General features: G+C 72.6%; 26 protein-coding genes. 14 read left to right on the top strand and 12 right to left on the bottom strand.

The genetic code is table 11. From position 1 onward, the window contains the following. Window positions 1-426: 426 nt before the first annotated feature. A complete protein-coding gene (locus AC07A4_RS31370) occupies window positions 427-1,155 on the bottom strand; it encodes a hypothetical protein (protein WP_478605121.1) in 729 nt (242 codons plus the stop codon). A 464-nt stretch (window positions 1,156-1,619) separates the two neighbouring features. Between AC07A4_RS31370 and AC07A4_RS31365 the strand changes: the two genes are divergently transcribed. From AC07A4_RS31365 to AC07A4_RS31355, 3 genes are all read left to right on the top strand, one after another. After that, window positions 1,620-2,348, top strand: coding sequence for a transporter substrate-binding domain-containing protein (locus AC07A4_RS31365; protein WP_478605119.1), 729 nt, complete (start codon window positions 1,620-1,622; stop codon window positions 2,346-2,348). A 159-nt stretch (window positions 2,349-2,507) separates the two neighbouring features. Then, window positions 2,508-3,722, top strand: coding sequence for a 4-hydroxybenzoate 3-monooxygenase (locus AC07A4_RS31360; protein WP_478605116.1), 1,215 nt, complete (start codon window positions 2,508-2,510; stop codon window positions 3,720-3,722). A gap of 103 nt (window positions 3,723-3,825) precedes the next feature. After that, a complete protein-coding gene (locus AC07A4_RS31355; RefSeq protein WP_478605115.1) occupies window positions 3,826-5,523 on the top strand; it encodes a methyltransferase in 1,698 nt (565 codons plus the stop codon). Between the two features lie 16 nt (window positions 5,524-5,539). On the opposite strand, the gene AC07A4_RS31350 is transcribed toward AC07A4_RS31355, so the two are convergent. The 3 genes from AC07A4_RS31350 to AC07A4_RS31340 form a co-directional block, all read right to left on the bottom strand. Next, a complete protein-coding gene (locus AC07A4_RS31350) occupies window positions 5,540-5,929 on the bottom strand; it encodes a hypothetical protein (protein ID WP_478605113.1) in 390 nt (129 codons plus the stop codon). Between the two features lie 125 nt (window positions 5,930-6,054). Beyond that, complete coding sequence (locus AC07A4_RS31345) at window positions 6,055-6,855, bottom strand: HEAT repeat domain-containing protein (protein ID WP_478605110.1); 801 nt, start codon at window positions 6,853-6,855, stop codon at window positions 6,055-6,057. A 180-nt stretch (window positions 6,856-7,035) separates the two neighbouring features. Further along, on the bottom strand, window positions 7,036-7,989 hold the full coding sequence (locus tag AC07A4_RS31340; RefSeq protein ID WP_478605107.1) for a hypothetical protein: 954 nt from the start codon (window positions 7,987-7,989) through the stop codon (window positions 7,036-7,038). A 582-nt stretch (window positions 7,990-8,571) separates the two neighbouring features. Here AC07A4_RS31340 and AC07A4_RS31335 point away from each other — a divergent pair. Then, window positions 8,572-9,345 (top strand): polysaccharide deacetylase family protein, encoded by a 774-nt coding sequence (locus AC07A4_RS31335; protein ID WP_478605104.1) that lies wholly within the window; start codon window positions 8,572-8,574, stop codon window positions 9,343-9,345. Here AC07A4_RS31335 and AC07A4_RS31330 read toward each other — a convergent pair. After that, window positions 9,330-10,334: a helix-turn-helix transcriptional regulator gene (locus tag AC07A4_RS31330; protein ID WP_478605102.1), complete on the bottom strand. Its 1,005-nt coding sequence runs from the start codon at window positions 10,332-10,334 to the stop codon at window positions 9,330-9,332. The two genes, AC07A4_RS31335 and AC07A4_RS31330, sit on opposite strands and share 16 nt — an antisense overlap. A 226-nt stretch (window positions 10,335-10,560) precedes the next feature. Between AC07A4_RS31330 and AC07A4_RS31325 the strand changes: the two genes are divergently transcribed. After that, window positions 10,561-10,914 carry a RidA family protein gene (locus AC07A4_RS31325; protein WP_478605678.1) on the top strand — a complete coding sequence of 118 codons (354 nt, stop codon included), beginning with the start codon at window positions 10,561-10,563 and terminating at the stop codon, window positions 10,912-10,914. Between the two features lie 319 nt (window positions 10,915-11,233). After that, window positions 11,234-11,785: a DUF1707 SHOCT-like domain-containing protein gene (locus tag AC07A4_RS31320; protein WP_478605100.1), complete on the top strand. Its 552-nt coding sequence runs from the start codon at window positions 11,234-11,236 to the stop codon at window positions 11,783-11,785. A 26-nt stretch (window positions 11,786-11,811) separates the two neighbouring features. On the opposite strand, the gene AC07A4_RS31315 is transcribed toward AC07A4_RS31320, so the two are convergent. Then, window positions 11,812-12,390 (bottom strand): CGNR zinc finger domain-containing protein, encoded by a 579-nt coding sequence (locus tag AC07A4_RS31315; protein WP_478605098.1) that lies wholly within the window; start codon window positions 12,388-12,390, stop codon window positions 11,812-11,814. A 66-nt stretch (window positions 12,391-12,456) separates the two neighbouring features. Then, complete coding sequence (locus AC07A4_RS31310) at window positions 12,457-12,681, bottom strand: hypothetical protein (RefSeq protein WP_478605095.1); 225 nt, start codon at window positions 12,679-12,681, stop codon at window positions 12,457-12,459. A 391-nt stretch (window positions 12,682-13,072) separates the two neighbouring features. Here AC07A4_RS31310 and AC07A4_RS31305 point away from each other — a divergent pair, with 391 nt between their 5' ends. Continuing rightward, window positions 13,073-14,536 (top strand): condensation domain-containing protein, encoded by a 1,464-nt coding sequence (locus AC07A4_RS31305; RefSeq protein WP_478605092.1) that lies wholly within the window; start codon window positions 13,073-13,075, stop codon window positions 14,534-14,536. 30 nt (window positions 14,537-14,566) lie between these two features. Here AC07A4_RS31305 and AC07A4_RS31300 read toward each other — a convergent pair whose 3' ends face one another. After that, entirely contained in the window at window positions 14,567-15,163 is a 597-nt protein-coding gene (locus AC07A4_RS31300) for a TetR/AcrR family transcriptional regulator (protein ID WP_478605090.1), read from the bottom strand. 197 nt (window positions 15,164-15,360) lie between these two features. Here AC07A4_RS31300 and AC07A4_RS31295 point away from each other — a divergent pair, with 197 nt between their 5' ends. Both AC07A4_RS31295 and AC07A4_RS31290 read left to right on the top strand, forming a co-directional pair. Next, on the top strand, window positions 15,361-16,902 hold the full coding sequence (locus AC07A4_RS31295; RefSeq protein ID WP_478605088.1) for an outer membrane protein assembly factor BamB family protein: 1,542 nt from the start codon (window positions 15,361-15,363) through the stop codon (window positions 16,900-16,902). Window positions 16,903-16,988: 86 nt separating this feature from the next. Further along, a complete protein-coding gene (locus tag AC07A4_RS31290; RefSeq protein WP_478605086.1) occupies window positions 16,989-18,566 on the top strand; it encodes an outer membrane protein assembly factor BamB family protein in 1,578 nt (525 codons plus the stop codon). A 12-nt stretch (window positions 18,567-18,578) separates the two neighbouring features. On the opposite strand, the gene AC07A4_RS31285 is transcribed toward AC07A4_RS31290, so the two are convergent. From AC07A4_RS31285 to AC07A4_RS31275, 3 genes are read right to left on the bottom strand one after another with little or no spacing between them, the layout of a single operon-like run. Next, window positions 18,579-19,100: a GerMN domain-containing protein gene (locus AC07A4_RS31285; RefSeq protein ID WP_478605084.1), complete on the bottom strand. Its 522-nt coding sequence runs from the start codon at window positions 19,098-19,100 to the stop codon at window positions 18,579-18,581. Continuing rightward, complete coding sequence (locus tag AC07A4_RS31280; protein ID WP_478605081.1) at window positions 19,097-20,653, bottom strand: ATP-binding protein; 1,557 nt, start codon at window positions 20,651-20,653, stop codon at window positions 19,097-19,099. Before AC07A4_RS31280 ends, AC07A4_RS31285 begins: the two co-directional genes overlap by 4 nt. Next, window positions 20,653-21,342, bottom strand: a complete 690-nt coding sequence (locus AC07A4_RS31275) for a response regulator transcription factor (protein WP_478605079.1) — start codon at window positions 21,340-21,342, stop codon at window positions 20,653-20,655. Before AC07A4_RS31275 ends, AC07A4_RS31280 begins: the two co-directional genes overlap by 1 nt. A 134-nt stretch (window positions 21,343-21,476) precedes the next feature. Between AC07A4_RS31275 and AC07A4_RS31270 the strand changes: the two genes are divergently transcribed. The 5 genes from AC07A4_RS31270 (at window position 21,477) to AC07A4_RS31250 (ending at window position 25,964) form a co-directional block, all read left to right on the top strand. Beyond that, a complete protein-coding gene (locus AC07A4_RS31270) occupies window positions 21,477-22,124 on the top strand; it encodes a hypothetical protein (protein WP_478605077.1) in 648 nt (215 codons plus the stop codon). Between the two features lie 20 nt (window positions 22,125-22,144). Next, window positions 22,145-23,194: a peptidoglycan-binding protein gene (locus tag AC07A4_RS31265; protein WP_478605074.1), complete on the top strand. Its 1,050-nt coding sequence runs from the start codon at window positions 22,145-22,147 to the stop codon at window positions 23,192-23,194. Next, window positions 23,191-23,916: an ABC transporter ATP-binding protein gene (locus AC07A4_RS31260; RefSeq protein WP_478605071.1), complete on the top strand. Its 726-nt coding sequence runs from the start codon at window positions 23,191-23,193 to the stop codon at window positions 23,914-23,916. The genes AC07A4_RS31265 and AC07A4_RS31260 overlap by 4 nt, the downstream gene beginning before the upstream one ends. After that, entirely contained in the window at window positions 23,913-25,109 is a 1,197-nt protein-coding gene (locus AC07A4_RS31255) for an ABC transporter permease (RefSeq protein WP_478605068.1), read from the top strand. The genes AC07A4_RS31260 and AC07A4_RS31255 overlap by 4 nt, the downstream gene beginning before the upstream one ends. Before the next feature lie 135 nt (window positions 25,110-25,244). Further along, window positions 25,245-25,964 (top strand): hypothetical protein, encoded by a 720-nt coding sequence (locus tag AC07A4_RS31250; RefSeq protein ID WP_478605066.1) that lies wholly within the window; start codon window positions 25,245-25,247, stop codon window positions 25,962-25,964. 22 nt (window positions 25,965-25,986) lie between these two features. Here the strand turns inward: AC07A4_RS31250 and AC07A4_RS31245 are convergent, their stop codons facing one another. Next, the gene (locus AC07A4_RS31245) at window positions 25,987-26,394 is read right to left on the bottom strand and encodes a hypothetical protein (protein ID WP_478605065.1); all 408 of its coding nucleotides are present in this window, start codon (window positions 26,392-26,394) and stop codon (window positions 25,987-25,989) included. Between the last annotated feature and the right edge of the window lie 160 nt (window positions 26,395-26,554).

Genomic DNA, 26,554 nt, shown 5'->3' with positions numbered 1-26,554 from the left:
CTTCACCTCCTTGTGCGGGAAGGCCGGGACCGCGTCCACACGGGCCAGTTGGGCGCGCATACAGCTTCCCCTTCTGGATTCCGGAGGCATGAGGAAGTACAGACTCGGCAATGAATAGAACGTTCGTTCCAGCCGAGAGGAACATGTGGGATCAGTCGGCCACGAGCGAGCTGAGCGCGAACGCGATCCCGCACACGGCCCCGGCCGGCCCGCGGGCAGCTTCCACCTGGGCGTGGTCAGCGCCCTGGCTCACCGGGTGGTGGTACGGAACTCGGAGCCCTGTACGGTGTCGGTGACCTACTCCAGCACACGCATCACGCGGACGGTGCACCCGATGCTCTTCCTCCCACTCGCAGACAGCCACAAGGTCCTTGAACTCCCAGCGGGTGTACACAACTTCAAGGCGGCTCGCTCCGCTCCGACGCACTACTCTCCCGGGGAAACCGCTCGGAGCAGGGAAAGGCAATCTCTTCCGAAGTCCGTAAGGATCCACATTTCGGTTGGATCGTCATCGCTGAAGGCGACTCTGACTATGCCGTCATCTTTGATGATTCCCTCCCCGGCGAGACGAGCGATCGAGGCGTCCAGCACCTGGGCGAACCCGGGAAGTTCAGCGAGAAGCTCCGGCCGCCTCCACCCAGGAAAACGCTCTTGGTACCAGCCTTCTGGGGTCGGATGCGTCTCCTTGGTAAGTACTTCGAGAAGCTTGACCTCGGGTGCCTCAATTCCTGCGAGACCACGCACTCGGAGGCGCTCCGCGTCGACTGAAGCCTCGTCACGCACTCCTCGGCCTAGACACCTGCCGAGCGCAACGACCTTCTCTGCAAGGGGGGTATCCATGGCGGCCTGGACGGTCTCCGACATCAAGGCCAGGAGATCTGGGCTAGTCTCGATTGTCTGAACAAGGCGGTCTAGAGACCGCTGGGCCTCCTCGGAGCCTGCTTGGAGGGATCGTTCCGCTCGCTCTTCGCGACGAGCGCGCTCCCTCTCGATGAGTTGCAGGATGGGGGTATCGACGTACTCTTTCAGGGCCCCCAGTGCTATACCACCTACTGGGTTGAACACCCCGACTGTCGCCACGATCACACCAGTTGTCGCCTTTACGCCAGCCTCGGCCGACAGCCCTGCCTTCATGTCACTTGCTTCGTGGCCCACGCGGGTAATGCTAGTGAGCGGAAGCTCCTACGTATGCATCTCCGCACCTAAACCCAGCAACCGGCTTCATGGGAATTAGGGTCCCCGGCAGCCAGCTCGGGACTCAACCGGTAACCGTGCCCCACCCCTCTGCGCTTCTTCCCTGTTGAGGGCCATCAGGCCACTCCCGCCCAGGTCAGCCGCCCGCTTCCCTCTAGAGCACCCGAGCTGCCCAAGCTGAGAGCGCGAGTTCGGTTCTCGTCACCCGCTCTATGTGAAACCCCCAGGTCGTAGGCCCGGGGGTTCTTTGTTGCTCGGGCGCTCCGGGTCGGTGGTCGGGGTGCGCGGCAGCCCGGAGGCATACGGAGTGCGGGTGCGACAATAAATAGAACGTTCGTTCCAGGCGAGAGAGACAGGTGGGGCCAGTCGGCCATGGGAGCGCGCCTGGCCGCGCGGCCGACCGAGGGGGCGCCTAGGGTCGGGGCATGGTGGATATAGAGGGTGTAGAGGTCGTGCGTGAGTTGGCTCCCGGTGGGGTGTTGCGGGCCTCCATTAATCTTGGGAATCCCGTGCTGGCGCAGGGGAGTCCGGGTGAGCCGGGGGGAGTTGCCGTCGCGCTGGCCCGGGAGGTGGGTGCGCGGTTGGGGGTGCCGGTGCGGTTCGTTTGTTTTGATGCGGCCCGCAAGTCGTATGGCGCGATGGTCGAGGGGCGCGCCGATCTGTGTTTCCTGGCTGTGGATCCGGATCGGGAGGAAGAGGTTGCCTTTAGTCGGCCGTATGTGCATATCGAGGGGGTGTATGCGGTGCCCGTGGGGGCGGCGTTCGGGTCCGCCGATGACGTGGATCGGGTCGGGGTGCGTGTTGGGGTCAAGAAGGGGTCCGCGTATGACCTGCATCTGAGTCGGAGCTTGCGGCACGCCACCGTGGTGCGCGGTGACGAGGGGGTCGATGTGTTTCACGCCGAGGGGCTGGAGGTGGCGGCCGGTATTCGGCAGCCGATGAGCTCGCACGTCGCGCAGCGGGACGAACTGCGGTTGCTGGAGCCCGCGTTCATGACCATCAGGCAGGCCATGGGGGTTCCGAAGGAGCGGTCTCCGGAGGCCGTGCGGTTTCTGAGTGGGCTCGTGGGCGAGCTGCTGGCTTCCGGGTTCGTCGGCGAGGCGCTGCGCCGCTCCGGGCAGGATCCGGCGCTGGCCGCCCCCGCCACTGGCTGACGCGGGGCGGCTTCTCGGTAGTCGTTCGGTGGCCGCGTGCGTTTCTGCGGGTCAGCGCGCTTCTCGGGGCTCACGCCCCGGCTCGCTGCTACGGCTCCTCTCGTTCAGGTGATCTCCGGACAGGGGGCGAATTCACGGGACCTAATATCCCGTCTCGTGATGGATGGGAAGAATCAGAACGCCGCCGACGTGGTCATCCTCGGTGCCGGGCCCGCCGGGCTCGTGCTCGGGAATCTCCTCCAGGGCAGCGGGGTCGACTGTGTCGTCTTGGAGCGGGCCGAGCGGGCTCATGTTCAGGCTCGGGCGCGCGCCGGGTTCCTCGCGGCCCACACCGTGCGGATCCTGGAGCGGCACGGGCTTGACGAAGGACTGCGGCTGCGGGGGCGCGTGCACAGCACGTGTGAGTTCCGCACGGAGGACGGCAGGTTCCGGCTGGACTACAGCGGGTTGGGGGACGGGGAGAGCCATACCGTCTATCCGCAGCAGGAGTTGGTCGCTGATCTGTTGGCGCAGTTTTTGGGTAGGGGTGGGCGGGTTGAGTTCGGTGTCGAGGCCCTGGCCGTGGTCGATGTCGACACCGGTCGGCCCTCGGTGACCGTGCGCGACGCGGACGGGCGGCCCGGCCGGTGGCGGGCGCGGTACGTGGCCGGGTGTGACGGGCGGCACGGGGCGGCACGGCGGTCGCTGCCGCCCGGCTCGGTGCGGCGCCACCACTGCGACCACGGCATCACCTGGCTCGGCCTGCTCGCCGAGGCGCCGCCCAGCCTGGACGCCGTCGGGTACGCGGTGCACGAGCGGGGCTTCGCGGGGCACATGGCGCGTACCAGCGACGTCACCCGGTACTACGTGCAGTGCGAGCCCGGCACCCGGGCCGACGCCTGGTCCGAGGACCGCATCTGGGACGAACTGGATCTGCGGATGCGGGCGACGGAGTACGGGCCGCTGCGCCGCGGCCCCGTCGTCCAGCGCGCCCTCATCGACCTGGAGTCCGACGTCATCGAACCGCTGCGGCACGGTTCGCTGTTCCTCGTGGGCGACGCCGCCAGCCTCCTCAGCCCGTCCGCGGCGAAGGGCGCCAACCTCGCCGTACTGGAGGCGGAGATCCTCGCCGCCGCGCTGGTCGATGACCTCGTGGAGGGAGACAGTGCGGGGCTCGACAGTTACTCCGCGCGCTGTCTCGCGTACATCTGGCGCGCGCAGGAGTTCTCGCACTGGATGATCCGGCTGCTGCACGGCCCGTCCGGGGCGGATGGGCCGTCCGGGGCGGATGGGCCGTCCTCGTTCCACAACTCCCTGCGGCGCTCCCGCCTCTCGTCGCTGCGTACGTCCCGTAGCCATCAGGACTGGTTCGCCGAGCACTACGTGGGTGTGTGAGGCGGCCCGTTCCCCGCTGGCCCTCCGGCTGAGCGTCTCGCCGTTCCGCCGTTCCGCCGTTCCCCCGTTCCGCGTCATCCCAGAACGAATGAGGACTCCCGCAATGATCACGACGTTGTCGGGCGACACGTCGCGCCTGCTCGCGACGGTCGACTTCGTCAAGGAGCAGGACACCGCCACCCTGCTTCCGCTTCTCTTCCCCGGGCTCGACGGTCCTGAGCTGGGGACTCTCGTGGAGCACTGCCGCTTCTCCCATGCCGCGCTGCTCGTCTTCCCCGCCGACGAGGCGCAGTTGCGCGCCTTGCTCAGCGACTGCGGGCTCGCCGCGGTCGCGCCGCCGCGGCCGAGTGTCGTCGTACGGGAGCGACTGGCCGTACGGCATCGGCGCCGGGCGGCCGAGCTGGACGTCGGCATCCTGCGCCCGGCGGTGGTCGGCGCGGACGGCGCGGGCCGCGCGGTCGAGGTGTTCGCGCTGACCGTGCCGCCGGGGTCGGGCCTGGACGCGATCGCCGCCAGCGAGCGGGAGCGGCAGCACGAGACGCACGTCGCGTTCGACGTCCCCGCGCCGACGCCGCTGGTGCTGCGCGGCCTGTGCGCGACCTTCGCGCGCTACGGGGCCACCCCGGACGGCGGCGGCTACAACCCGCACGAGAACGGCACGGTCTTCTACTTCGGGGCGGCCGAAGGGGCGAAGGCCGGGTACCGGCGCGTGGAGCTGTACGTGCCCGGCGACCACCGTGACGTCCTCGCCGACCACCTCCACGCGTACCGCGCCCGGCAGCCCGCCGAAACGCTCCTGCGGCTGCTGACCGGAGCGTGGATGACCCAGGCCCTCGCCGCGTTCGCTCAGCTGGGGGTGCCCGACGCCATGGACGGCGAGCGCGAGGCCGACGTCGAGGTCCTCGCGCGGGACGTCGGCGCGCGGCCGCGGCAGCTGGCGACGCTGCTGCGCTATCTGGCGACGCTGGGCGCGGTGGCGGAGGGCCGCGACGGCTTCCGGCTCACCGAGCTCGGCGCGCTGCTCCGCGCGGGCGCCCCGGGGTCGATGCGGGCCCTCGCGCTGATGTACGGCGGCCCGTTCTACCAGTCCTTCGCCGGGCTCGGGCACACCGTGCGCACGGGGCAGGTCGCCTTCGAGCACCTCTTCGGCGAGAACCACTTCGACCACTTCGCCCGCGACCCGCACCTCGCGGAGCTCTTCGACCAGTCCATGGCCGCCGGGTCCGCCATGTTCGACCCGGTGCCCGCGCATCCGGCGCTCACCGCCGCGGCCGAGGCGCCCGGCGGGGCCACGGTGGTGGATGTCGCCGGTGGCAACGGGGAACTGCTCGGCCGCGTCCTCGACGCGCACCCCCGCGTGCGGGGGGTGCTTCTGGAGCGGCCGCACGCCGTCGACTCCGCCCGCCGCCGACTCGGCGAAGCGGGTCATGGCGCGCGCTGCTCCTTCGTGGCCGGGGACTTCGCGGACGTACCCGCGGGCGGTGACGTGTACGTCCTTTCCCGGGTCCTGCACGACTGGGACGACGAGCGCTGCCGCGAGATCCTGCGCCACTGCGCCCGCGCGATGCCCGAGCACGCCGATCTGCTCGTCATCGAGCGCGTACTGCCCAGCGACGGCTCGGTGTCGCTGGCATCCGCCTGGGATGTCCACATGATGTGCAATGTTGGTGGGCGCGAACGGCGCGCCGACCACTACGGCAGGCTGTTCGCCGACGTCGGCCTCGCTCTGGTGGACCTGACGCCGCTGCCCCTGGACGGCCATGTGCTGCATGTGAGGAAGGCCGGGGCGGACTCGGTGTGACGGTGGGGCTGGAGTGTCACCCTCCCGTCACGGCCGGAACGATCACTGCCGCGATCGCGGAGAGCAGGCCGCCCACCGCGAGGGCGGCGTTGAACTTCTCCTTCGCCGTGGGGAAGACGGCCCGGCCGAAGTCCCCGGCCTTGCTGCGCAGGACGATCAGCTTCAGCTTCTGCCAGCGGTGCTGGCGGTTCCGGCACCCCATCAGGACGCCGTAGGCGTTGTTGCGGCAGTAGGTCTTCCCGTCCCGGTTGACCGCCCCGCACCAGACCGGCACTTGGAAGGAGGCGTAGGCCGTGACCGCGACCGAGAGCGCGACGACGGTCGGCAGCGACCACTGCTGGCTCCACGCGACGATGAGACCCGCGACCGCTAGGTATCCCCAGTACAGACGCACCGCTTTTCCCATGGTCACGAACAGTAGGCGCATATGCGCGGGAGCGGCAGAGGTGATCCGGACACGGCCGTCCCAGCCCCGGCACCCGCGTGCCAGGGCTGGGACCGCTGTCGCTGAACCGCCGTGGGCGGCCCGGATCAGAGGGTCGTGGTGTCCCCCGGCCAGGTCTGCGGGAGGGGTTCGGCCGGTGCGGTCAGCGCCTGGCGCAGGGCTTCGGCGTGGGCGGGGGCGGCGGTGGCGGCCGTCTGGCGCACCAACTCCTCGCGCTGCCACAGCGCCAGGGCCCGCACGGCCGCGTCCCGGATCTGGGGGCGCTGGTCGCCCAGCGCCATGACCAGGCCGGTCTCGGCGGGGTGGCCGTCAAGGGCCGAGGGCGGCGCGGCGTGGTGCAGCCTCCGTACCGACTGGATCGCGTGGAGGCGTACGTCGGTCGACGGGTCGTCCAGAATCTCGGCCAGGGGGGCGAGGGCGGCCGGGTCGGCCGTGTCGCCCAGGGCCATGGCCGCGGAGACGCGGACGGTGGCGCTGTCCGCCGCGAGGCGCTGGGTGTACCGCTCGACGGGCGGCGGGCTGAGGCGCCTGAGCCGGGTGTAGCCCCACGCCGACCGCGGGAAGGTGTCGGGGTACGCCAGGGCGCCCCAGCTCATCACCTTCCGGACCAGGCGGTTCTTCGGGGGGCGGGGTTCGAGCAGGTCGCGGAAGGGCTCCACGTCCCGGTCCGGGTCGAGTTCCGCGGCGACCCGGATCGCGAGTCCGTGCAGGTCGGGCTCGTACAGGTCGTCCAGGTGGTCGAGCGCGGACAGGCGCGTGACGAAGCCCATGACGGCGGCGTCCGCCCGGGGGCCGCCGACCCTGTGGAGGTCCAGGAGCGCGCCGGCGAACTCTGTCTTCCGGTCGCTGAGCAGAGTGGCCTCGGCCTCTTCAAGGCTGCTAGTCATGTCAGCCTGCCTGCCTTTCTCGCAACGCGTGTTCCCGCGTGCTGTGGGGGGTGAGGGAGGGAACGAGCGGGAGCGGCTCCCTGGTCGGGAGCCGCTCCTTGACCGGGAGCCGACGCTTGACGGTCAGCTGGCCCTTGACGGTCAGCTGGCCTTTGACGTGAGCGGCCCCCCGATCGGACGCTACTTCTTGATGGCGAAGAAGGCGCAGCCCAGGGCGGCGAACGCGGCCTTCTGCTGCGGCGTCATCGCGCCCGGGTTCTTGGCGCCGTGCCAGGCACCCTTGGCGCACCGGACGCCGTACTTCTTGCCGTACTTCCAGGCCGTCTTACCGGCCTTCTTGGCCCAGCTCTTGGTCTTGTCCCACCACTTGGGGTCGGCCACGACCGGGTAGGCGGTGGACGCGTCGGTCTGGATCTTCTGGACGAGTTCGGTGCCGTCGACCTCGTACGTCGTGGGGATCGCCTTGCCGTTGGCGTCCTTGGCCCAGGGCGCCTCGAAGGCCCCGATGATGTCGCCCTCGCCCTCGGCGTTGGCCTCGGTCGTGCCGTCGATGATGACCAGGCTGCCGTCCTCGTTGATGACGGGGACGGAGTCCTTGGGCAGCTCGAGCGGGAAGCGGTACTCGGTGGGGGCGGACGCGTTCCGCAGCGTGATCAGGGCGCTCGCGCTGCCGTCCGTGGTGACCTGCGCGGCGACGTCCGCGGCCCCGCCCTTGAGCTGCGGGTAGACCACGGTGCCTTCGGAGGACGCGTGCGCCTTCGCGGTGTCCGAGCCGGGCAGGCCGATCTTGATCCGCGCGCCGGTGGGGTCCGTGACCGTCATCTTCCCGGCGCTGGTGGCGGGCAGCTCCACGCGGGTGCCCGCCGCCTCCGCCGTCAGGCCTCCGTTGGCGCCGGCCCGGGGAGCCGCGAGCCGCGCGGCCTTCGCCGCGTCCATGGCCTTGTGGACGGCCGAGGCCGTGCGCGCGGCGGCCTGCGCACGGGCGGCGGCCTCCATGGCCTTCTCGGCGGCGTCCTTGGCGGAGCCGCCCGCGGCGTGGGCGGGCGCCATGGTCGCGAAGATCGCGCTGGCGGTGAGGGCGGCGATGGTCGAGATCGCCGACGTACGGACGGAGCGGCGCGCTGATATGTGCACAGGTAATTCCTTGCGATGGGCAGTGGGGTGGGATCGACGGAACTCAAGCCCCGCTATTCGCCGATGAGTTGTGTTATTCGGCGCAGAGCGGCGAAAGCCGTCGATCTTGGATTGGATCCTGCCATATGTGTTCTTCGAGCCACAAGGGGTCTGAGAGGCGAGAGGGGCTCGGGACCTGCTGGTCTTAGGTCAATTGGCCTTTGCGCCTTGGGATCTGAGGGATCCGAGGGGGGTAAAGGAATCTGAGGGGCTGAATGACGGAGACGATGGAGGGAGTAATTCCGCATTCAATTCGCCGCGTGATGACCAGTCAGGCACCGGAGTTCCTTACTCCGGTTTCCGTCTGCCACGCGATGTCCGCCGAAGGACCGGAGGAATACATTCCGAATTCTGCCCGCCGCGCGTGGCCCGCCGAGGGCCCGGCGGGAGGCGATCCGCGCTCCGTCCGCCCCGCGTTGTCCGCGTACGCACCCGGAATTGTCCGTGATCGGTAACAGAGGCAGCCCTTGTCCACCGTCTCTCGTCCTGCCGTGTGGTCGGGGAGCGACCGGCATCGGTGGGGACGGCGTGAGAGGGGTGGACATGGCGCGGCACGGCGGCGGGCGTGGCTGGTACGGCAAGGTCGTGGGGGCGGCACTCGGGGTGATGCTGCTCGCCACCGGTGCCTCGGTGTGGACCGCGCAGGCCGGTGACGTGGACGACGCGCCACCGAAGGCGACCGCGCCCACCGGTCCCGGCGGCGCCGTCAAGCCGGTCTCGGCGGCCATCGCGCACGCCTCGGACGCGGGCGAGCGCGGCGTCAACATCACCATCGACGACGGCCCCGACCCCAAGTGGACGCCTCAAGTCCTCGACCTGCTGCGGGAGTACGAGGTGAAGGCCACGTTCTGCATGGTGGGGACGCAGGCGCGGGCGCACCCGGACCTGGTGAAGAAGGTCGTCGCGGCCGGGCACCGGCTGTGCGACCACTCCGTGTCGCACAACACCGCCATGGACAAGGACTCCCAGGCCTACCAGTCGCGGCAGATACTCGACGCCGAACGCATGATCACCAAGGCATCGGGGGGCGTGCGGCCGATGTACTACCGCGCGCCCGGCGGCGCCTTCACCCCGTACAGCCGCAAGCTCGCCGCCTCCCGGGGCATGCGCCCCCTCGGCTGGAACGTGGACACCAAGGACTTTGAGCGGCCGGGCACGGACGCCGTCGTCAGGACCGTCCAGCGGGAGCTCGCCAACGGGCCGACGCTCCTCTTCCACGACGCGGGCGGCGACCGCACCCAGACCGTCGAGGCCCTCCGCCGGATCCTGCCCTGGCTCAAGGAGCAGGGCTACGCCTTCGGTTACCCGGTGCGCTGAGGCCCGCCCTCGCGCGGCGGCGGCCCGTAGCGGTCGGCGAGCGCGGTGGCGCGCGCGTGCAGGGCGTCGCGCAGCCACGGCGGGGACAGCGCCTCCGCGCCCGTGGCGAGCTGCCACAGCGCCCACTCGGCGTGCCTGCGGTCCTGGAAGGTCACCTCAAGGCGCAGCCAGCCGTCCGGTCCGGGCTCTTCGGCGCGGACGGCCAGGGCGGTGCCCACCAGTTCCTCCCTGCGCGCCGGGTCCACGCTCACCTGGACGGTGACCTGGTCGCCGCCGCCGGTCCGGAACCGCGTGCCGCGCTCCTGCCAGGCCCGGTCCAGATCGACCCGGTCGGGCCGCTGTGCGGGTTCGGGGAGTTCCTCGGCGGCCACGATGCGGGACATGCGGTACGTGCGGTCCGCGCCGGACCTGGTGGGCAGCAGGTAGCTCCGGTCCCGCACGGTGACCAGGCCGATGGGGTCCACCGTGCGCCACTTCGGGGCCTGGTCGGCGGCCGCGTAGTGGAGGCGCAGCCTGTGCCCGGTGAACACCGCGCGCAGCACCTCGGCCGCGATGGCGTCGGGGGTCTCCTCCTCGGTGAGGCGGCGCGACAGGAGGTCGGTCTCCGGGTCGACGAGCAGCCGCTGGGCCGCGCCAGCCGCGGTGTCCCGGTAGCTCTCGGGCAGCGCGTCCACCACCTTGAGCATTGCCGAGGCGAGCGCGGAGCCGAGGCCGAACGCCTGGGCGCCGCGCCGCACTCCGGCGACCAGCAGGGCGAGGGCCTCGTCGTGGCTCAGGCCGGTGAGCTCGGTGCGGAAGCCGGGCAGCAGCGCGAAGCCGCCGTTGCGCCCGCGCTCGGCGTAGACCGGGACGCCGGCCGCGGACAGCGCCTCGACGTCGCGCAGCACGGTCCGGGTGGACACCTCTAGCTCGCGGGCCAGCGCGGTCGCCGAAAGCCGACCGTGCCGCCGCAGCAGCAACACCAGCGAAACCAACCGGTCGGCGCGCATCCGCGGAGTCTACGGAAGCGGGGTCCACGGAAGCGGGGTCTACGGAAATACGTGACACAGGGTGTCGTGTATGCGCTGCGAGGCTGCTCAGCAGGGGAAAGGGCGTTGGTCACCGAGCCGGTGGCCCTGCGTGCGCCACGCCCCCGTACACCATCTCCAGCCAACGAAGGGAACTGATGTGGCAGCGCAGCGAACGGCCGTCAATCCGTGGGCGTGGTCGGTGCCGATGGGCTATCACCAGGGGGAGCTCGTCTCCGGCCAGACCCGGACCCTGTACTGCGCCGGGCAGACCGCGATGAGCGGCGACGGCGAGCCCCGGCACGCCGGTGACATGGCGGCGCAGTTGGCGCTCAGCCTCGACAACCTGCAGGCCGTGCTCGCCGAGGCCGACATGTCCTTGGCGCACCTCGTCCGGCTCACCGTCTACACCACCGACGTCGACCGGCTCTTCGAGCACTACGGCGTCCTCGCGGCCCGCCTCGGCGCCGCCGGGGTGGCACCGCCCACCACGATGCTCGGCGTGACCCGCCTCGCGCTCCCCGGCCTGATGGTCGAGCTGGAGGGCACCGCCGTGGCGTGACGCGGTTCGCCGCCCGGCGCGGGGAACTGTACGGCGACGAAAGCGTTGAAGGTGATGGGGGGCGGAGGCGCTGACGGTGGCGCCGCCGTGCCCTCGACGCCCGGACGATAGAGACGATCGAGACGATAGAGACGTTTGAGAGGACTCCGGCCCATGCCACCAGGGTCAGTTGGCGCTCCCGTCGAGTCGGTGTCGCCGCCACGCGCTCTGGCCAGCGCAGCTGTGGGCGGCGGCAGACACCGGCAGCGACGTACGACTATCGTCACAGGTCAGTGCCGTACTGCTGCTGTCACTGCGATGAGAGTGGGATGACGTCTCCATGACCCAAGACATGTCGTCACGGATTTCCGACAAAGATCGCGACACAGCAATCGAGCGTCTTCAGGAGGCATTCGCCGAGGGAATCGTCACCCGGGCGGAAATGGACGAGCGCCTCCAACTCGCGCTCACCGCCGAGACGCAGGGCGACTTGGTGCCGGTCACCGCCTCATTGCCGGAGAAGAAGGAAGAAGAGGACACCGGGACGACCGTCGCCGTCAAGGCCATGGGCGGGCGGGTCAAGCGCAAAGCCAGCTGGCGGGTGCCCCGCTTCTTCACCGTCGACTCCGAATTCGCCAAGGTCGAACTCGACTTGTCCGAGGCGATCATCGACTACCCGGTCATCGACATCGAGTTGCAGCTGCGGCACGGCTGGGCCCACATCATCCTGCCGCGCAACGCGACGGTCGAGTACGAGGAACTCAGCGCGGGATGGAAGCAGCCGGTCTACAAACCCGCCCGGTCCGACACCCCGGGCGGCCCCCACATCCGGATCTCGGGATCGATGAACTACGGCCGCCTGAAGATCAGACACCGGCGCCGCTGGCGGTGATCGCGGCGCCCGCGCGGCCGTCGTCCTCAGGGGGACGTCGCGGGGGCGGTCTTCCTGCGGGCCCGGTACGCCGCTGCCTTGATCTTGTTGCCGCAGGACTCCATGCCGCACCACTGGCGGCGCGCGCCCCGTGAGCGGTCGATGTAGGTGCGGGTGCACTCCGGGTTGCCGCACTCCTTGAGCAGGGGCACGTCCGGGCCGCTGAGGAGTTCCACCGCGTGGCGCGCCACCAGGGAGAGGGCTTCGTCCGGTGTCGCCTGGGTCCAGCGGCCCGCGGGGGTGAGCTGGGGGACCGCGGGGGGCGTGCGGGCCGCGTTGTTCAGCACGGTCAGCGCCGTGCCGTCGTACTCCTCGCCGAGGCGCCGGGCGGTGAGGAGCCGGTAGACGGCCTCCCGGACGGACTTCGCCCGCTCCACGTCGGCGTCCTGGCCGGGGGAGACCGCGTCGACCAGGCCCGACTCCACGTACCAGGCGTTCAGGCGGTCCGGTGTCGTGAACATCTCGAAGCGCGCCGTACGGCGCGCTCGGAGCGTGGCCGCGAAGTCGAGCGCCGGGTTGCCGCAGACGAAGACGTGGTCGGGGTTGCCGGGGTTGCCGAGGTTCACGTCACCAGTTTGGCAGGTGACCGGAGAACGCGGCAAGAATCGCCGCCCGCCGGCCCCACCCGCCGGTCACAGGCCCAGGTCGGCGGCCAGGCAGGAGTAGAACCGCCACGAGCCCTCGGGGTTGTAGTTGCGCCGCGCCGGGTCGTCCGGGGTGGCGGGCTCCTCCTGGACCATGTCCTCGGGACGGATGCGCCCGGGGAGTTCCCCGAACCGCGCCCGCCGCACCACGGCGGCGTTCTCCGGCGTAGGAGTGGAAGGGGTGTCCTGGGTGGGCGTGCGCCTGTCGATCATGACCATCTCCCCGTGTGTGCACGTGTGACCGGCCTGTGCGATATCTGACTGTCCCACGGTCTCCCGTCACCTATCAAGGGGGTGATACTCGCGGCTGTGCTCGCCAGGGCCCGTCCCGCGGCCGCGGCAACGACATCGTTTTGGCTGAAGGCCGCCCTCCGCTCCCCCGCGCGCCCCCCGGCGCCGCCGCCCGGAGGCGTGCCGGGCCAGCTCAGGGCCGTGGGGCCAGGTGCCGGGCCAGGAGGGGCGCCGCGTTGCTCCGTCGGTTTCCGGTCGTTGGTCCCCACGTTGATCCCGGAGGGCGGTGGGTGGGGCCCTGGAGGCGCGGGGCGTGAAGCGACACACTGGCGACCGGTGGTGCCCTCCCCCGGACACGCGATCGGAGATTCCCGTGCGAGTGACCGACATCCAGCGGTGCGAGATCCGGCCCGGGCGGCTGGTGGAGTGGACCGTGCACCCCGAGACGGTGGCCGCCGCGGCGGGACTGCCCGAGGACGCGCGGCCCCCCGCGTACGTACAGGAGTCGCACGTGCGCACCGCGCGGACCGTGCGGCAGGGCGGGCTCTACGTGCCGACCTGGCTCGGGACGGCCTTCGACGTCCCCGGGACGGTCGACCTCGACGCCCTGGAGGGCGCGCTGCGGGACTGGACGCTGCGGCACGAGACGCTGCGCAGCGGCTTCCGCTGGGTCGGCGACGACATGCGGCGGTTCACGCTGGCCGCGGACGCCGTCGCCCTGCGCCGCGAGGACAGGGGCGCGTTCGGGGACGCGGACGCGCTCACGCGCTACCTCCAGGACCGGTTCGACGTCGCCGCGGACGCGTTGTCCTGGCCCAACTTCATCTTCGCCGCCGTCGTCAGGCCCGAATCGACCAGCGTCTACATGGCGTTCGACCACAGCAACGTCGACTCGTACTCGATCCAGCGGATTCCCGACGAGATCCACGCGCTGTACGCGGCCCGGCGCCAGGGGAAGGCCGTGGCGGCGCCGCCCGTCGCCAGTTACGTCGACTTCTGCGCGAGCGAGCGCGACGACGCCGACCGGATCGACGAGGACCACGCGATCGTCGCCCGGTGGCGGGAGTTCATCGGGCGGTGCGACGGGAAGCTGCCGAACTTCCCCGTGGACCTCGGGCTCGACCCCCAAGGACCGCTGCCCACGCAGAAGTTGCTGTGCGAGACGCTGGTCGGCGCGGAGGACGCGGCCGGGTTCGAGACGTACTGCAGGCCCTACGGCGGCAGCCTCGTCGGGCTGCTCGCCGCCACCGCCCTCATCGTCCGCGACCTCAGCGGCCTGGAGGTCTACCGCACCGTCGTGCCGTTCCACACGCGGGTCACCTCGCGGTGGACGGAGTCGGTGGGCTGGTACGTGGGCGGCGCGCCCATCGAGGTGCCGGTGGCCGGGGCGGCGGACTTCGACGCGGCCCTGACGCTGGTCAGGGCCGCGCTGCGGGAGGGGCGGCCGCTGTCGCGGATGCCCCTCTCCCGGGTGCTTGGGCTGCTCGGCTCCGACTTCCGGCCCACGTCCCCGGACCTGTACTCGATCGTCTCGTTCGTCGACGCCCGCTCCCTCCCGGGCTCGGAGCGGTGGCGGGAACAGAAGGCGTACGGCCTGGTCCGGGTCTCGTACGGCGACCAGGTGTGCGCCTGGGTCACCCGGCTCCACGAGGGCCTCCAGTTCGCCTGCCGCCTGCCCGACACGGGGGCCGCGCACAAGAACATGGGGCTGTACGTGGAGCGGCTGCGGGACCTCGTCCTGTCGGTGTCGCGCACCGCGCGGACGGGCGCGGCCTCGTGCCCGCCGCCGCGCCGCCGGCCGCAGCCCGCGGCGAGCGGCACCCCCGAGCACCGCTGACCGGCTCGGCCCGAAGGCCCCGGCCCCCTTTCAGTCCGCCCGCAGGGACCGCCAGATCCGGTCGGGCAGGACGCGCGCCGCCTCGTCCAGGTCCACCGCGTACGTCGACGACAGCCAGCGGTGGGCCGTCTCCGCGACCGGGCCGAGGACCAGGATCTCGATCAAGTGGGCGGGCAGCGGGGCCACTTCACCGGCGCTCACCCGGGGCCGCAGCCAGTCGCCGATGGGCGCGAACTTGGCGTCCTTGGCGGCCATCACCTCCGTGGCGTGGGCCGTCAGATAGCCGGAGTAGGCCGAGCCGTGCAGGAACAGGGCCACGTCGCGGTGGGCGCGGGTGAAGTCCAGATACGCGTGCACGAAGGCCCGCACCCCCGTGCGCGCCGTGCGGCAGCGGGTGACGGCGGCGACCACCGGGTCGCAGAGCTGGTCGACGCAGCGCAGATAGAGCGCGGCCGCCAGGCCGTCGAAGCTGCCGAAGTGGTGGTAGAGGCTGCCGAAGCTGACGCCGCTCGCCGCCGTGACCGCGTTCACCGTGAAGCCCTGCTGGCCCGCGTCCGCGTACACCCGCAGGGCCGTGTCCAGGAGCAGGTCCACGGTGGCCTCGCCGCGCTGCTGCTTAGGGGACACGCGGCCGCCCCGGCCCGCTCGGGGCATCGGCGCGGGTGCCCGCCCGCCGTGTGACCTTCTCCGCCGCCATGGCGTCAAGCGTAGAGCAGATTCCGCCCTCGCGAACCTCCGCGAACGGCCCGGAACATGGCCAGAATCTAGAGGGATTTTCTAGAAACTATCTCCATCTCCGGGCTCCTCTGGTCCACACTCTTCGCATGGCGAGTCCCCCGCCCCAGCGGCGACATGAGCCCGTACCGGGCAATCCGTACGCCCAGCCGGAGCCCGCTCCCCGACGGCGGCGGTCCGCCGTCGCGGTGTGGGTCACGGCGGCCGTGCTGGTGCTCGCCGGGGCGGGCGGGGGCCTGTACGCCGTCACCCGTGGGGACGACGACAGCGGTGGTGACGGTTTCCGGGAGCCCGCGGCGCGCGAGACGCGGGAACCGGCCCGTCCGTCCGGCTCGGGGGAGCGGGCGGACGGGCCGGACGCCGCACCCGTGCGCCGGGTCGACGTCAACGCCGGGCGCAGGCCGGGCGAGGCCAGGGGCTGGCTCGCCCTGAACGACGTGCGGCTGCCCGGCAAGGGGGCCCTCCTGAACGACCTGTGGACGGTCGACGACCTCGTCGTGCAGGCCGAGTACGACCAGGTCACCGCGTACCGCGTGCGCGGCGGCGAGAAGGCGTGGACGGTGCGGCTTCCCGCGCCGGTGTGCGACTCGCCCGTGCACGCCTCTCCGGGCGGCAAGGTCGTCCTCGCCCTCACCAACGGCAACAAGACCCAGGGCCGCGCGTGCGACCGGCTCCAGCAGCTCGACCTGCGCACCGGCGGCCTGGGCTGGCGCCGCACGCTCACCGCGCACGGCCTCGAGGACTCCACGAGCATCGTGCGCCTCGCCATCAGCGGCTCCACCCTCGCCGTCGGGCAGGGCGACGTCGCGCACGGGTACCGCGTGCGCGACGGCAAGCGCCTCTTCACCGTCAAGCCGAAGCCGTCCGGGCCCTGTTCGCTCCAGGACGTCGCCGGGGGCGAGCGGCTGCTGCTCGTCGACACCTGCGCCCCGGGCGCGCCCCGGGCGCACGGCCAGGTCAAGCGGATCGACCCGGACACCGGCGAGGTGCTCTGGCGGTACCGGACGGAGACCGGCTGGAAGGTCGACAAGATCTATTCCGCCGATCCCCTCGTGCTCGCCGTGCGCGCCACCAAGACGTACGAGGACTGGGCCCTCGTGTCGGTCGACGGCTCCGGGCGGCAGCGCGCCCGGATCGATCCCGGCCGGGGCCGGGAGGAGTTCGAGATGTGCGACGGCGCGGGGGACTCCGGTGAAGGGGTGCAGAACTGTCCTGGCGGCGCCGTCGGCGACGACCGGATCTACCTCCCCACCGCGCCCGCCGACGGACTCCTCGGCCCCAACCGCGTCGTCGCCTTCGACCTCGCGACGGGCCGCAGGGCGTGGTCGGCCTCCGTGAAGGGGCGGCAGCTCAGGCCCGTGCGGCAGACGGGAGCCGGGCGCTCGGGTGTCGTCGTGTACGTGCGCCCCGACACCCGCGTGCCGGGGCGGACCGTGCGCTTCGCCGCCACGGGCGGGGCGCCCAGGACACTGCTGCGGCATCCGACGCCCGCGCGGCAGTGGGAGGCCGACATGCTCGCCGGGGAGACGCTCTACAGCGGCGGCCGCCTCTTCGTGGCGCCCTCCCGCCTCAACCCCAAGAGCCTCCTCGGCAAGAAGGAGCAGGGGCGGCTCGTGTCGTACGGGCACTGACGGCCCCACCGGCGGGCCAGCGCGGACGGGTGGGTTCGCCGCGCGCGCAGGAACCTCAAGGCAGCACCACACCAGGGAGATTCGCCATGACGCAGCCGCCCCCGGTGCCCGGGCCCGGGCCCTCGCCCGAGCACCCGGCGCCCGGCGTCTTCGGACCGCCGCCCGCCGTGCCGCCGCCCGGCTTCGGCCCGCCCGTGCCCCCGCCGCCGGGCGGCTTCGGACCCCCACCGGCGCCGCCCGCGCCGCCGAGCCCGCCGAGGCGCCGCCGCGCCCTCGTCGTGATCGCCTCCGGCGCCGCCCTGGCCCTCGTCGCCGGGGGCGCCGCCTGGTACGCGTCGAGCACCGGCGACGACTCCGACGCCGGGCGCGGCGGACGCGGCGGGCGCGAGGACGGCGCGCGCAAGCCCGCGTACGCCAAGCCCCAGGAGACCGTGCCCAGCGACCCGAAGACCACCTTCCAGGGCGCGGCGCCGGTGCCGCGGCTCCCCAAGGGGGAGACGTACTGGCCGGTCAAGGGGTCCTGGCTCACGGACGACGTCTATGTGAAGGCGTCCGTGAAGAAGATCAGCGGGATAGACGCCGCCAACGGCCGGGTCCTGTGGACCCTGGCCAAGCCGGGCCAGGCCTGCGGGGGTTCGCCGGAGGTCGGCGCGGGCGGCATCGCCGTGGTCCTCACGGCCGGGGCCGCGCACGACGAGAACGGCTACCGCGCGCCCTGCACCCAGGTCACCGCGTTCAAGGTCGCCACCGGCGACAAGCTGTGGACGAAGACCCTCACCGTCGGCTACCAGAAGCAGAAGACGGCGTTCAACCAGGTCGCCATCAGCGGGAACACGGTCGGCGTCGGCGGGCTCTACGGCGGCGCCGCCTTCGACCTGCGCACCGGCGCGACGCGCTGGAAGCCCAAGGCGGGCGAGCGGTGCAGGGACGTCGGCTACGCCGGGGGCGAGCGGCTCGTCGCGGTGCGCGGCTGCGGCGAGATCGGCGCGGAGAGGTTCTCCGTGCAGGACCTGGACCCCGCCTCGGGCAAGCCCCGCTGGAGTCACAAGCTGCCCCAGGGCGTCCGCAACGTCAACGTCATCTCCACCGACCCGGTCGTCGTCGGCGTCGACTCCGGCGAGATCAGCGCGTCCGGCGCGACCGACGTGTTCGCCCTCGACGGGCGCGGCAAGCTGCGCTCCAGGATCGCGCTGGCCGAGCGCCGGTTCATGCACGACTGCGGGGAGACCTCCGTGGTCAACGACTGCGCGGGCATCGTCGTCGGCAACGACCGGCTGTACGTGCCGACCGCGCGCCGCGACGGCTCCAAGGGCTACAACTCGACGAACGACCTCGTCGCCTTCGCGCTGGGCACCGGGAAGATGACCGGGCCGCGCGGCAACGCGGGCGAGGGCGTGCCGATGTTCCCGATCCGCATGGACGGCGGCGCCGTCCTCGCCTACCGCGACCTCGGGGGCGTGGAGGTGGTGTCCCTCGACGGCCGGACGATGAAGGAGACGAAGCTGCTCACCTCCCGGGACCGGCCCGCCGGCATGGTCCCCATCGACGCCGAGCTGCACTTCCGCAACGGCCGCCTGTTCCTCAGCACCGAGCTCCTCGCGAAGCCCAAGACGAAGGGCCTGAAGCAGTACATGATGTACTCCTTCGTCCGCAACAGGACGTGACAGCCTGGGACTTCAGCCGTTGAGGAACTGCGAGCAGCGGTACGGGCCGAGGCGGCGCTCGGAGTTGACGAGGGTGACCTGGACGTCGTCGGGGCGGATGCGGCGGTCCTCGTCCTTGGCCGACAGGAAGGCCTGGGCGCGGGCGAGGGTGCAGACCAGCTGGCCGTTGGCGAGGCGGTCGGTGTCGGGGTCGAAGGGGGCGTCCGGGGAGTGGAAGGTGACACGGGTGCCCTTGGCGGTCGCCCAGTACGCGTTCAGCTCCACGAGGTTGCTCAGGCCCCGCTCCTGCTCGGCGCGGGTCGGGCCCTGGGACAGCAGCTTGACGGCCGCCTCGACCACCCGGATCCTGCCGTCGTCGGCGCGCGAGACGCCCTGGAGTCCGCCGCCTTGCGCGAAGTACAGGCGCATGCCCCGGGTGAGGCCGGTCGCCGGGTCCCCGCCGGACATCACGTCCGTGGGGCGGACGCCGCAGCCGGTGAGGGCGAAGGCGGCGGCCAGGGCGAGGGCCGCCGCGCGCGGGCGCGCGAGGGTCATGGGGTGTCGTCCTCCGGGGTGCGGGGTGCGGAGGTCCGCAGCGGCAGGCGCAGGGTGAAGTGCGCGCCGGGTCCCTCGGGGCGGTTCGCGGCCACGATGGAACCGCCGTGCAGGCGGGCGTTCTCCCAGGCGATGGCGGTGCCGAGGCCGCTGCCCTCGGAGCGGGCGCGGGCCGCGTCGGCCTTGTAGAAGCGGTCGAAGACACGGGTCAGGGCGTCCGGCGGCAGGCCGGGGCCCCGGTCGGCGACGGTGAGCTCGGCGACGCCGCTTGCGGTGGTGAGGGTCACGGTCACGGGCGGGGCGCCGTGGCGCAGCGCGTTGCCGACGAGGTTGGCGACGATCACGTCGACGCGGCGCACGTCGATGAGGGCGGGGGCGGCGGCGGGCAGCCGCAGCTCGACGCGGTCGGTCAGGCCGCGCAGGTCGAGGCTGGAGCGGACGGTGGCGGCGAGGTCGGCCTCGGTCAGGTGCAGCCGGGCGACGCCCGCGTCGAAGCGGGACATCTCCATCAGGTCGTCGACCAGGCGGGTCAGGCGGGCCGTCTCGGCGCTGACGGTGCGGGCCGCGCGGGCGGCGTCGGGCGGAAAACGGTCGGCGTCCTCGTCCAGGACGGTCGCCACCATCGTCATCGCCGCGAGCGGGGTGCGCAGCTCGTGCGACACGTCGGCGACGAAGCGGCGCGCCTTCTCCTCCTGGCCGCGCAGCTCGGCCACCGTCTCTTGGAGTGCGTCGGCGGTGGTGTTGAAGTCCCTGGCCAGGTCGGCGAGTTCGTCGCGGCCCCGGGGTTCGACGCGGGTCGTGAGGTCGCCATCGGCGAGGCGGCGGGTGGCGCGGCCGAGGTCGCGCACCGGGCGAAGGACCGTGCGGGCCGCGAGGAGCGCGAGCAGCGCGGTCAGGACGAGCACGGGCAGCAGGCCGTCCCGTACGGACGTCAACAGGGCCTCGGTGTCGCGCTGTTCGGCCCGCAGCGAGGTGACGGTGAACACCTCAAGGCGGGACGCGCGCCCGCCCTCGTACGTGACGGGCGTGCCCACGACCAGGTACGGGTCGCCGTCGTGGGTGACCCGCTGGAGGCGCATGCGGCCGGAGGCGCCGACGGCGACGCGCAGCTCGCGGGTGATCCGGGGGTCGTCGGGCGGCCCTTCGGAGGCCGCCACCAGCTTCTCGTACCGGACCACCACCAGGGGCGCCCCGGTCAGGCCCTTGGACACCGAGCCCGCGAACGCGGACAGGCCGCGCTGGTCGGGCGGGACGTCGAAGTCGGGGGCGAGGGTGTCCAGGCGGGTGCGGAGGTCCTGCTGGACGGCTTCCTGGGTGCGGGTCAGCACTGCCGTGCGGGCTTCGCGGTAGGCGAGGGCGGTGGCTGTGGCTGTGGCGGTGAGGGCGACCAGGGCGAAGGTGGTGATCAGGCGGGTGCGCAGGCCTCGCGGGGCGCCCCAGGCCCGCCCCTTCCCGAACCGGGGGCTGCCGCCCCCGTCCCCCCGCTTAACCGCATTGGCGCTTCGCGCCTCGTCCTCAAACGCCGGACGGGCTGAATCACCGCGCCTCCGCATCACAGCGGGCCGAATCTGTAGCCGAAGCCCCGGACCGTCTGGATGTAGCGCGGGCGGGACGCCACGTCCTCGATCTTCGCTCGGAGTCTTCCTACGGCCGCGTCCACGATGCGGGAGTCGCCCAGGAAGTCGTGGTCCCAGACCGTGCGCAGGAGCTGTTCGCGGCTGAAGACCTGGCCGGGGGACGCGGACAGCTCCAGGAGCAGGCGGAGTTCGGTGGGCGGCAGGGCGACGGGGGTGCCGTTCTTGGTGACGGTCAGGCCCGCGCGGTCGATGTCGAGGCCCGCGTGGCTGTCGCGGGCCGCCACGGGGGTCGCCCGGCGCAGGGCGGCGCGGATGCGGGCCTCCAGGACGGGGGCGGTGACGGGTTTGACCACGTAGTCGTCGGCGCCCGCCTCAAGCCCGGTGACGACGTCCTGGTCGTCGCCGCGCGCGGTCAGCATGATGACGGGCAGGGTGGAGTGGGCGGCGCGGGCGCGGATGCGGCGGCACACCTCGAAGCCGTCGAGGCCCGGCAGCATCAGGTCGAGCACGGCGAGCTCGACGGCCTGGCCCTCGGGGGCGTCGAGCAGGGCGAGGGCGCTCTCGCCGGTTCCGGCGACGGACACCTCGTAGCCGTGACGGCGCAGCACCAGCTCCATCCCGTCGCGCACGGAGGCGTCGTCCTCAATGAGGAGCACATGCGGCATGCGCTCGATTATGTGCCAGGGATCGCGCCGTACGGGCTGGTCAGAGGGGTTTGGTGGGGTCCTGGCCGCGATTGTTACGCGCTCATCATGTGGCCATGGACTGACCATCACGCGGCCGCCCGACGGTGAGCCGCATGAGCATCGCATCGCTGACTCCCGCCGCCGCCCGCCTCCGCCTCACCGCGCTCGTCGCCGCGCCCCTGCTCGCCCTGGCCGTCGGCTGCGGCTCGGGCGACGACGGCGGGGGCGAGGACGAGCAGGTCGCCTCCGTGCCCGGGGAGAAGGACGCGGGCACGGAGAAGAAGAAGGAAGAGAAAGAGGGAGGGGGCGACAAGAGCGGCAAGAGCGCCTTCTACGACGCGCAGATGGAGTACGTGCGCTGCATGCGCACCAAGGCCGGGCTCAAGGACTTCCCCGATCCCAAGCTCAGCGGCCACCTGGACCAGAGCGAGATCGAGAAGGTGAAGGAGCCCGGCGACACCGGGTTCAAGTACAAGGGCGGCAAGGACGGCGTGTGCTTCCCCGAGATGGAGGCCGCGATGAACAAGGCGCCCAAGCGGGACGTGCAGAAGGACTACGAGTCGATGCTCGCGCACGCCAAGTGCATGCGCGACAACGGCCTGTCCGAGTTCCGCAACCCGACCCTGTCCGACGGCAATGTGCAGCCCGGCGGCGACCCGAACCCCGTGAGCCCGAAGTACGACCCCGAGTCCCCCGCCTACCGCGGCGCCCGGGACGCCTGCGCGGACAAGCTCCTGGACGGCCTGGACGGCATGCAGTGAGGCGTCGTACGGGATGGGCGGTGGCCGCGGCGGTGGCCGCCGCCGGGGCCGTGGGCGCGGGCACCCTCGCGTTCGGCGGCGGCGAGCGGTCCGGGGCCAGGGACGAGGGGGCGGCTCCGCCCGCGACCGCCGAGATCGTCCGCACCGACCTGGTGCGCAGCAAGACCACCGACGGGACGGTGGACTTCGCCGGGCGCAGGTCCGTGAAGGCGGCCGTCGAGGGCACGGTCACCGTCGCCGCCCGCGAGGGCGCGACGGTCCGGCAGGGGCAGGCGCTGTACGAGCTGGACGACAAGCCCGTGACGCTGCTCTACGGGCCGGTGCCGATGTTCCGCGAGATGCGCGTCGGCGACCGGGGTACCGACGTGCTCCAACTAGAACGCTCGCTCCAGGCCTTGGGGTTCGGTGCCGGGCTCTACGTGGACGTGCGGTACGACGCCGCGACCGCAGCGGCCGTCAAGCGCTGGCAGAAGTCCCTCAACCGGACGCCGACGGGCCGCGTCGGCAAGGGGCACGTCGTGTTCCAGCGCGGCCCCGTCAAGGTGACCGCGGCCGACGCCGCCCTCGCCGACCAGGTAGGACCCGACACCGTGGTCCTCACCGCCGCGTCGCCCCAGCCGGTGGTGCGCGCCGACCTGGACCAGCGGGACGGCCCGCTGGCGGCGACGGGCACCCGGGTCGAGGTGACGCTCGGCGACGGGAAGAAGGTGCGGGGGCGGGTGACGGGGACGGTACGGCCGGAGTCAGACGGCGAAGGTGCCGCCTCCGGGGGTGACGGCATCACCGTGGAGATCGCACTGCGGGGCGGCGCGTCCGCGCTGTCGGGGAAGGCGGCGCGGGCGACGGCCAGCGTGACCTTCGTCAGCGAGCGCCGCCGGGGCGTCCTCGCGGTGCCCGTCGAGGCGGTCGTCGCGCTGCGCGGCGAGCGCGGCGGATACGGGCTGCAGCTGGTGGAGGGCGGACGCACCCGCCTGGTGCGCGTCGAGACCGGCCTGACCGCCGACGGGAACATCGAGGTCAGCGGGGCGGGGCTGCGCGCGGGCCAGCGGGTGGGGGTGGCGGCCCAGTGACCGAGCCGACCAGCACCACAGCCACAGCCGCGGCCGCCGTCGTCGAGCTGCGCGGGGTGGGCAAGAGCTACCCCGGCGGCGTCACCGCCCTGCGGGACGTCGACCTCACCGTGCGCGCCGGGGAACTGCTCGCGATCGTGGGGCCCTCGGGCTCGGGGAAGTCCACCGCCCTGCACCTCATCGGCACCCTGGACCGGCCCAGCGCGGGCACCGTGCGGGTGGCGGGGCACGACGTCGGGGCGCTGTCCGACGCGCGGGTCGCCGCGCTCAGGGCCCGGCACATCGGGTTCGTGTTCCAGCACTTCCACCTCGCCGCGGGGCGCGGCGCCGTCGACAACGTCGCCGACGGGCTGCTGTACGCGGGCGTCCCCGCCCGGCGGCGCCGCGAGGCCGCCCGCGCGGCCCTGGAGCGGGTGGGGCTCGGGCACCGGCTCGACCACCGGCCCGGCGAGCTGTCCGGCGGCGAGAAGCAGCGCGTCGCCCTCGCCCGCGCCGTCGTCGGCGCGCCCTCGCTGCTGCTCGCCGACGAGCCGACCGGCGCCCTGGACTCCGCGTCCGGCGAAGTCGTGATGAACCTCCTCCGGGAGCTCAACGCGTCCGGCACGACCGTCTGCGTCATCACCCACGACCACGACATCGCCGCCGCGCTGCCGCGCCGCGTCCGCTTCCGCGACGGACGGATCATCGCCGACACCGGCGGGCGCCCTGGGGGTACGGCGTGAGCGCCCGGCGGCTGCGGCCCGCGCGGCTTTCCCCGGCGGACGTCCTGCGCGTGGGCGCCGTCGGCCTGCGCGCCCGGCGGGCCCGCGTCGTCCTGTCCTCGCTCGGCATCGCGATCGGCATCGCCACGATGGTGGCCGTCGTCGGCCTGTCCACGTCCAGCCGCGCCGACCTGATGCAGCGCCTGGACCGGCTCGGCACGAACCTGCTGACCGCGGAGGCGGGCGAGGACGCGGACCGGAACCGGGTGCCGCTGCCGGAGAACGCCGTCGCGATGGTGGAGCGCGTGGGCCCGGTCCTCGGCGCCACGGCCACGGGCGACGTCGACGCGCGCGTGCGGCGCAGTGCCGCCGTCCCCGAGGAGCGCGCCCCCGGCGTGACCGCGCAGGCGGCGCGGACCGACCTGCTGGCCACGCTCGGCACCCGGGTGGAGCGGGGGGTGTGGCTTGACCGGGCGCGCGAGCGGCTGCCGGTGACGGTGCTCGGGCGGGTGGCGGCGGCGCGGCTCGGGGTCACCGCGCCCGGCGAGAAGATCATGATGGGGGACCGGTACGTCGTGGTCGTCGGCATCCTCGCGCCGGTGGAGCTGGTGCCGACCCTGGACCGGGTCGCCCTGGTCGGGTTCCCGGCCGCCGAGCGGTACTTCGGCTTCGACGGCCGCCCCACGACCGTCTTCGAGCGGTCCAGGGACGCGGCGGTGGCGGACGTGCGCGCGGTGCTCGCGCGGGCCGTGAACCCGGGCAACGAGGGCACGGTGCGGGTCTCGCGCCCGTCCGACGCGCTCGCCGCGAAGGCCGCGACCGACGAGGGGCTCACCGCCCTGATGCTGGGGCTCGGCGCGGTGGCGCTGCTCGTCGGCGGCGTCGGCGTCGCCAACACCATGGTGATCTCGGTCCTTGAGCGCCGCCAGGAGATCGGCCTTCGCCGCGCCATCGGCGCCACCCGGGGCGCGATCCGGGCGCAGTTCCTCACCGAGTCGCTGCTGCTCTCCGCGCTCGGCGGCGTCGCGGGCGCGGTTCTCGGCGCCCTCGCCACGTACGGCTTCGCGCGCGCCCAGGGGTGGACGCCGGTCGTGCCGCCGTGGGCGCTCGCGGGCGGCATCGCCGCGACGCTCGTGGTCGGCGTCCTCGCCGGTCTCTACCCGGCGGCGCGCGCCGCCCGGCTCTCCCCCACGGTGGCGCTGAGCACGGTCTGATCCCCGGGGGCCCGGTCTGATCCCCCGGGCCCTCCGCGCCCGCGCCCGTTAGCCTTGGCCACAGGACAGTACATACAGTCACTAGTGGTGCGAAGTGCCGGCGGCGCGACGCGGTGGGAAGAGGACGGACGGCCGATGCCGCGGCGAGCCGATGAGCACGACCCCGGGCGAAGACGCCCGCTGGCCCGGGTCCGGGGCGCGCTGCGCGGGGAGTGGCGGCGCGTGCCCGTCGCCGCCTGGCGCGAGCTGCGGGCCCGGGGCGCGGGGGGCGTCTTCCTCGCCCTTTCCGGCACCGCCGCGATGCTGGTGCTGCACGGCCTGGAGCAGATCCCCGCGAGCGACGCGGTCGTGCGCTTCCTCGGCGAGGTCCGCGCCGACCAGCCGCTGTGGCAGTCGCTGCTGCGCACCCCGCTCTCGGTGTTCATCCCGACCCGGGAGCAGCCGCCGTGGGGCGGCGTCCCCCGCCTCGTGCTGGCCTTCGGCCTCGCGCAGCTCCTGATCGGGTGGCGGCGGACCCTCCTCGTCGCGTACGGCGCCACCCTCGCGGGCACGCTCGCCGCGCGGGTGATGGTGGCGATCGGCCCCGGCCACTGGGCGGGGGTGCCCGCCTCGTACGCGAGCGCCGTCGACACGGGGGCCTCCGCGGCGGTCGTGGGCCTGTTCACCTACCTCGCGGTGCGGCTGCGGGCGCCGGTCCTGTGCCTGGCCATGGTCGTACCGACGGTCGTCGGCTCCTTCCTCAAGCCGAACCTGGCGGGCCGCGAACACCTGGTGGCGGTGACTGTGGTCGCCCTGGCGACCCTGCTCCTGGCCCGGCGCACCCCCGCGCGACGCCCTGCGGGGCGCACCCCCTAAATCGGCGCTCCGCGCCTCGTCCTCAAACGCCGGACGGGCTGAATCTGTCGCGCTGCGCGCTTGTCCTCAATCGCCGGACGGGCTGAAACCCCCGCACCCGAGCGAACAAGGCCGCGGGTGCCCACAGGTCGGCGTCGCCGCCGTAGGTGACGCTTTGGTCAGTGCTGAAGGGGACGCGGGCCCATGCGCCGTCGCCGCGCTGGAGTTGGATGCTCGTGGTGCCGGTGGCGTCGTCGATGTCGTAGACGAGTTCGGTCTCGGGCAGGTGCAGCGCGAGGAGCAGGCGAAGTGTGTAGTGGGTCTGAATGTCGGTGGCCGTGAGTGCGGTGGGGCGGGTGTCGGCCTGGGGTGCGCGTTGCGGTGCGCGGGGCGTTGCGGGCGGGCGTGCCGAACCGTCTTTCGTGGGGAGAGTGCCCGGATCTGCCGACACCACTGGGAACCGAACCTGTCTCGACGTGCGAAGACACACCCGCAGTTCTTCGCGCCCAGGGGCGCCTAGGCCCTGTCGTCAAAGTGATCTTGGGTTGTGGATCATGGGGTGGTGATACGCCGCCATGAACTGTCCGATGCCGAGTGGGAACTCGTGCAGC

The organism is Streptomyces sp. NPDC043996, assembly GCF_056435225.1.
Note: the sequence above shows the minus strand (reverse complement) of the source record. Positions and strands in the feature narration are given on the sequence as shown.